Source organism: Synechococcus sp. R55.7 (genome assembly GCF_047461955.1).
GTDB lineage: Bacteria > Cyanobacteriota > Cyanobacteriia > Thermostichales > Thermostichaceae > Thermostichus.
This window is the reverse complement of the sequence record NZ_JANSIC010000136.1, coordinates 1-6,949: the sequence shown is the minus strand read 5'-3', so window position 1 is coordinate 6,949 and position 6,949 is coordinate 1. Positions and strand designations below refer to the sequence as shown.

Annotated in this window: 5 protein-coding genes; 1 reads left to right on the top strand and 4 read right to left on the bottom strand. The window is 60.1% G+C overall.

Annotated elements, in window-relative coordinates; genetic code table 11:
- Positions 1-142: 142 nt before the first annotated feature.
- Positions 143-2,221 (bottom strand): cation:proton antiporter, encoded by a 2,079-nt coding sequence (locus NW820_RS08375; RefSeq protein ID WP_414407226.1) that lies wholly within the window; start codon positions 2,219-2,221, stop codon positions 143-145.
- 262 nt (positions 2,222-2,483) lie between these two features.
- Here NW820_RS08375 and NW820_RS08370 point away from each other — a divergent pair, with 262 nt between their 5' ends.
- Positions 2,484-4,127, top strand: a complete 1,644-nt coding sequence (locus NW820_RS08370) for a serine/threonine protein kinase (RefSeq protein WP_414407225.1) — start codon at positions 2,484-2,486, stop codon at positions 4,125-4,127.
- Between the two features lie 97 nt (positions 4,128-4,224).
- Here the strand turns inward: NW820_RS08370 and NW820_RS08365 are convergent, their stop codons facing one another.
- The 3 genes from NW820_RS08365 to NW820_RS08355 all read right to left on the bottom strand — a co-directional run.
- The gene (locus NW820_RS08365; RefSeq protein ID WP_414407224.1) at positions 4,225-4,824 is read right to left on the bottom strand and encodes a superoxide dismutase; all 600 of its coding nucleotides are present in this window, start codon (positions 4,822-4,824) and stop codon (positions 4,225-4,227) included.
- A 263-nt stretch (positions 4,825-5,087) separates the two neighbouring features.
- Positions 5,088-5,468: a hypothetical protein gene (locus NW820_RS08360; protein ID WP_414329401.1), complete on the bottom strand. Its 381-nt coding sequence runs from the start codon at positions 5,466-5,468 to the stop codon at positions 5,088-5,090.
- Positions 5,465-6,949: transglycosylase domain-containing protein (locus tag NW820_RS08355; RefSeq protein WP_414407223.1), on the bottom strand; the 1,485-nt coding region annotated here is incomplete at its 5' end. The genes NW820_RS08355 and NW820_RS08360, both read right to left, overlap by 4 nt.

The following is a 6,949-nucleotide window of genomic DNA, read 5'->3' as shown; positions in this document are numbered from 1 at the left end:
AATCAACATAGTCTATGGCTCTGGGCCTCCCTTCTGGCTCACGACTGCTCCGAACCTGGGGTATCCCAGTTTACCAGGGGAGCCGGGGCGTCGTTGAGACAAGAGCTCCAGTCCGCCAGACAACACCCCAATGCCATCCCTGTCAAGTGGGCTCTGCGGCCGCCAGAACCCCATCTCCTTGGCGCAAGGGATGAGCTGAATCCCGCGGCAAATGCACCACGATGATGGGAAGGCTGGGTCGGTTGCGGGCGATGGTCTCCGGCTCTCGGCCCAGGCGCGACCGGTTGCCGGTTTCGCTGGGAATCAACACCAACACATCTCCCGGCTGCAGCGCTTTAAAGACTTCCGCCACCACCCCCCCCTGCACCCGCTGAACCGGCAAGTGGGCATAGCTTTCTGCCGGCAAGGCTGGGGAGCGTTCCCGCCCAGGTCGGGTTTGCACCAGCAGGATCTGCAAACCCGCTTTCAATTCGCCGGCCAGCGTCTGCGCCAGCCCAAGGGTCTGCTGCAGGGATCCGGGAGAGACCTCCAGCTCCGGTGCAACCAAGAGGATGCGGCGCGCCGTCTCGATGGGTACCGGAAACCGCGTGATCAACACTGGGATCCCCACCTGCCGCACCACCGCGTCAATGATGCTGCCGAAAAAGTTCTCCGCATAGGTGGAGTAGCCCTTCCAGCCCAGGATCACCAAGGTTGCCTGCCGTTCCGCCGCCGAGCGAATGATCCCTTTTTCCACCGAGTCATCCACCCGCCGGATCGGCTCCACTCGGGCCACGGCGCTGTGGGCCAGAGCTTCTGCGAAAGTCAGCAACTGCTCCTGCCGGGCCAGGGCTGCTGGCGAGATCCCGGCGCGGTCAGACAAAACATGCAGCGGCAGCAGCGTTCCCCCATCTTTTTTGGCCAAAATCAAAGCCAACTGTAACAGGTTCCTCTCAGTATCCGGGTTGGCCACCGGCACCAAGACGCGAGCTCCCCAATCCGGCTTGGGCAATTCGGTGGACTCTGCGGCCACCTCGGTGGGCTGCATTTGCTCTCCCCAGCGGGCCACAATCCAAGGCGAGGCAACACAGGTCACGAGGATCATGGCAATGGTGCCGTTCACCGTCAGCTCATCCACCAACTCCACCTGAAAAGCCACCGTGATGGCCGCCAGGGTAGCCGCCGCCTGAGCCATCGACAAACCGAACATGATCATCGTGCTGGCAAAGCGCCAGCCAAACAGTTGGGCCGGGATCCAAGCGGCCAGAAACTTGCTCACCACCTCCGTTGCAATCATCACTCCGCCCACCAGCAGCGAGCGCGGCTCTCCCAAGAGAATGCCGGGATTGATCAGCATCCCCACCGAGATCAAGAAAAAAGGCACAAACAGGGTGTTGCCGATAAACTGGATCCGGTTCATCAGGGGGCTGAGCTGGGGGATGATGGGGGTAATGGCCGTCCCGGCCAGAAAGGCTCCCACCACCGGCTCAATGCCGATCAACCCCGCTCCGTAGGCCACCACAAACAAAGTGGCGATCACGAAAGTAAACTCTGCTCCCTCGTCGTGACCAAAGCGTTGAAAGAACCAACTGCCCAGCTTAGGCACCCCCCACAGGGTGGCAAACGTGTAGAGGGCAATGGAAGGGATCAACGTCAGCCAAAAGCGCAGCGACAGCTCCCCTTGGTGGGCGCGCACCACCACCGCCAGCACCAACAAAGCCAGGACATTCGTGATAAGGGTGGCCCCCAAAGTTGCCGTCACCGTCTGCAGGCGCATCAACCCCAGCTTCGAGATGATGGGCAGACCGATCAGGGTGTGAGAGGCAAAACAAGAGGCCACCAGCACCGCCGCCAGAAAGCCATACCCAATGGCCAACATGGCTGCTGTGCCGATGAGCATGGGCAACAGAAAGGTGAGCGCCCCGAAGAGGGTGGCCTTCCCGGCATTGAGCTTCAAATCTTCCAGACTGGTCTCCAGCCCCGCCATGAACATGAGAAACAACAGCCCCACCGTGCCCAGCAGGATGATGGTCTCGTCCCGCCGCAAGATGCCCAAGCCGTAGGGCCCCACCACCAGCCCAGCCAAGATTAACCCGATGATCCCCGGCAGGCGCAGCCGCTCAAATAGCAAGGGAGCCACCAGCATGATGGTCAGGATGATCAAAAACACCAGCACCGGATTCTCAACAGGGCCGATCAGGGCTAGAGGGATCCCCGAAATTTGCAGCCAGTGAGCCAGCATAAATACCCGACAGACAGCTAATGAACAGACCCGGCAAAGCGCCCGCATGAGTCTATCAGATTCCCTCGGCTCTAAAGTAGATCTCCGTAGTCCACAGTCTTTGTCCAGCCTTCAATCGCTGGCAGGGCGTTTAACAAGTACTTAAAAGCACATCAAATACATTGGGAATGAAGACTGCTGGGCAGGGATGGCCGGAGAAAGGCAAGAGAAACTCCCGAGAAACACGCATTAAAATCAGAGGGTACATGCTCCTAGGCTGCCTATGCACCAGCTTGCTCCTGGAAAAGTGATCGGCCAGCGCTATCAACTGGTTCACAGCATTGCAGCGGGCGGCATGGGGCGGGTGTTCAAGGCTGTCGATACGCGCCTGTTCAACCGTCCGGTGGCGGTCAAGCTGTTGCACCAAAACTTGGCAGGCGATGACAACACCCGACGCCAGTTGCACAAACGTTTTCAGCAGGAAATTCGCATCAGCACGTTGTTGGGGGAGCACCCTGCCATTGTTAAGGTGCTGGATTACGGTCTAGAGAACGACCAACCTTACCTGGTGATGGAATACCTAACGGGGCGCAGTTTGGGGGAGCTAATGCTCAAGCAGCCGGTGCTGCCGCCTCAACAGGTGGTGAGGATGGCCCGCCAAGTGTGTGCCGGTCTCTATTACGCCCACAACCTAGAGACCGAGCAGGATGGCCATCTCATCAAGGGGGTGATCCATCGCGACATCAAACCCAGCAACCTCTTCGTCCTAAAAGATGAAACGTTGGGGGAGACCGTCAAAATCTTGGATTTCGGCATTGCCAAGCTCCTCAGCGACGTTTCCCTTGCCCTTGGCACCCAGACCACCGGCTTTTTGGGTACGGTGCGCTACGCCTCTCCCGAACAGCTGCGCGGGGAAGCCTTGGATGCCCGCTCGGATATCTACTCGTTTGGCGTGGTGCTCTACCGCATGTTGACCGGGCAACACCCCCTCCAGCCGAAGAGCGATTCTTTCCCCGGCTGGTACGAGGCCCACAATTACCAGCAGCCTCAGCCCTTCGATCGCTCGAATTTGCCCTATGAGATTCCGCTGGAGCTGGAACAGGTGGTGCTCTCCTGTCTGGCCAAAGATCCCGACCGGCGGCCCCAAGATATGAAGGTTCTCAGCGCCCAATTGGAGGGATCCCTGCGCTCCCAGAGCGCTGCCGGCTCTTCCCTCGCGTCCCCCCCAGCCGCACCCATCTTCTCCGAGCGTACCCTAGCGGCGGTAGATGCAGGGCAGTCGGGCACACACCTGCTCAGTACCCAGGCAGAGCCCGAGGCCAAGCCGTTTCCCCTCTGGGCTGGGATAGCCCTTTTTGTTGTCATTGCGGGGAGCACCTTCTGGGGCCTGCGTCTGCTGTTGGATCCGGGCCCAGGCAGCGAAAGACCGCCTGCTGCCCCCGAACGCCCCCTTCCAGTCGGCGGTGCAGAGCACCCTGAGCGGGATCCCTCAGCCACTCCTGAACCTCTGCTGGACTGGCTGCTACGGGATCCGGAGGGCAAACCGGTGTTTGAGGATGATCCCGCCCCAGATCTGGGAATCGGTGAGTCCGCAAGCGAGCCCACACCCAGGCCAGCGGCAACTCCAGAGGCAGTGTCCTCTACCCCTCAGCCCCCTGCTCCAACTCAGCAGGTGTCACCTCCTCCTCCAGCCCCTGCTGTGCCTCCACCCCGACCGGTTGCAGTGCCCACGCCCGCTGCTCCACCTTCTCCAGCCCCTGTCCCAGCCAAACCTCTCCCGCCGCAGCCCATCAATCAACCTTTGTTTCCCCAAGTGAACCGGGTTGCTCCAACTCCTGCTCCCCCTGCAGCACCCCCAACCCAACCCCCTACCCCCGGCTTTCTGGAGCGGTTGCGCGAGGAGCGAGAACGCTTGGGGAAAGACTAGGCGCAAAAAAGGGATCCCCAAGGATCCCTTCGCAAACAGAGACATAGGGCTAGTCTTCGATGGGATCCCCCGTCAAGGGATCCCAGAACAGGTAGAGTCAGGCGGCAGCCAGCCGGGCATTGGCGGCATCCCAGTTCACCAAGTGCTCCAGGTAGGCATTGATGAAGTCAGGCCGCCGGTTTTGGTAATCCAGGTAGTAGGCGTGCTCCCACACATCCAAAGTGAGCAGGGGCGTTTGGCCGTAAACCAGGGGGTTTTCGGCATTGGGGGTTTTGGTGACCTTCAGGGTGCCGTTGTCCAGCACCAGCCAGGCCCAACCGCTGCCAAATTGGGTGGCGGCTGCCGTCTTGAAGGCTTCTGCAAACTTGTCATAGCCGCCAAAGTCGGCGTTGATCTTGTCGGCAATAGGCCCGGTAGGCGCACCTCCCCCGCCTGGCTTCATGGATTCCCAGAAAAAGGTGTGATTCCAAACTTGGGCAGCATTGTTGAAGATACCCGCTTTGTTGGGATCCCCAAAGGTGGCTTTGATGATCTCCTCCAGAGACTTGTTGGCCAGATCGGTGCCCTCGATGAGCTTGTTCAGGTTGGCTACGTAGGCTGCGTGGTGCTTGCCGTGGTGGTAGGAGAAGGTTTCTGCCGACATGTAGGGCTTGAGCGCGTCAGCAGGATAGGGCAGAGCCGGGAGTTCAAAAGCCATAATCGTCTGTCCTCTGTGTCTTGTGCAAGGAATGCAAGAAAGAACGCGGCGAAGGGTCAGGATAACCAGAAAAAGGCGTTACCTTTCTTTGCAGTTTTAGTGTAACTCAGAATCAGTACGCGCTGGGATCCCTTGGACACCTCGATTCCGGTTGGAACCCTGCTCGACCCCAGAGAGGTGGAATCGCGGCTGTCTCAGCGCAATTGCCGATAACCACTTGTTGGCCAGCGGTTGGAAAAGCGAGATGTCCCAGCTACAGAGGGCTAACGGGATCCCTCCCGCAGCAGCTCGATCAGCAGGGGAGCGACATCCCTGAGCAGGGGGATCAAAACAGCCGTGATGGCGGCGATGGTCACTACATTGCGGGTGAAGTTGAGGGTATCGCGGCTGAGCTGGAAAAACCGCTCGTCCCAGCGTTTGACCTCGGCCTCCAGACGTTCTTCGGCGCCAGCAATGCGTTCCTCGGCTTTGGCAATGCGTTCCTCGGCTTTGGCAATGCGTTCCTCGGCTCTGGCAATGCGCTCCTCGGTGCCGGCAATGGTTTGCATCAGCTCTTGGTTTTGCCGGGCCAGTTGGGCGATGGCCTGAGCGTTGGCCTCGACAGTGCGCTCGATGCGCGCCAGCCGCTCCTCGCTGTAGGTCATGGTCGGGGAGGGGGAAATTGATGCGGGCTGGGGAAGTCCTGAGGTGGGATCCCTTGCAGAGCCTCAGTCATAAAGCGCTTCCAGGTGGGGGCAACAAAGGCCCCGCCGGCGGTGCCGGGCAGCATGGGGGAGTTGTTGTCGTTGCCAATCCAAATGGCGGTAGACAGTTGCGGCACATAGCCGATGAACCAAGCGTCGCGGAAATCAGAGGTGGTGCCGGTTTTGCCGGCTACAGGTCGCCCATCGTCCAGACGAGCTGCCCTCCCGGTGCCTTGGGTCACCACCCCTTTGAGGATTTGGTTGAGCGTAGCCACCGCCCAGGGATCCAAAACCCGCTCCGGCTGGGGCCTGGCCTCGAAGAGGATTTGGCCGTTGCGATCCACCACCTGGGCCAAGAGGGTCGGCTCCACCCGATATCCGCCATTGGCAAAGACCGCATAGCTGGCCGCCATCTCCAGGGGGCTGACGCTGGCCGAGCCCAGAGCTGTAGCCAAGTTGGGAAACATCTCGGCACTGATGCCGGTGGCCTGAGCCGCTGCGATGACGTTGCGGATCCCAACATCATCGGCCAACTTGACCGTGGGCACGTTGCGGGAGAGCTCCAAAGCCCGAGCAAAGGTGAGGGAGCCATAGAAGGTGTTGTCGTAGTTTTTCGGGCTGTAGGGTGGCGAGCCGGGATAGGTGACGGGGGTATCTTCCAAGATGCTGCCGGGTGAATAGCGCCCGCTGGCCAGAGCCGCGTAGTACACATAGGGCTTAAAGGTGGATCCCGTTTGGCGAAACGCCTGGGTGGCGCGGTTAAATTGGCCCCGCTGAGCGTTGATCCCGCCCACAATGGCCTTCACATAGCCGGTACGGGGATCCACTGCCGCCAAAGCCATTTGATCGGCACGACGAGCTGCCCCAATGCGGGGGCCATCTTCATTGACAATGCGCTGGGCAAGGCGCTGCAGACGCAGATCGATGGTGGACTGAACCCGCAGACCTCCTTGCATTAGAGCTTGTTCCCCATAGCGGCGCCGCAGCTCCGCCTCAATGGCATCGGTGACCGCCGGAGCATTGCTTTGAAAGGAGGTAATGCGGCCTAAGGTCAGCTTTTGCTCCCGCGCCGCCTGGGCTTCCTCGGGGGTAATCCACTTCAGCTCCACCAGACGATCCAGCACCAGGTGTTGCCGCCGTTTGGCTCCCTCCAGGTTGCGAAAGGGGCTGAGGGTTTCCGGGGCCGGCAGGATCCCAGCCAACATCGCCGCTTCAGCCAAGTTCAGTTCAGACGCATCCTTGTTGAAGTAGCTGCGGGCTGCCGCCTGGATGCCGTAGAGATTGTGCCCCCAGTACACCTGGTTGAGGTACATCTCCAGGATCTCGTCTTTGCTGAAGACCTGTTCTAGGCGCACCGCCAACACGATCTCGGCGACTTTACGGCTGAGGGTACGCTCCGGCCTCAAAAACAGGTTCTTGACCAACTGCATTGTCAGGGTGGA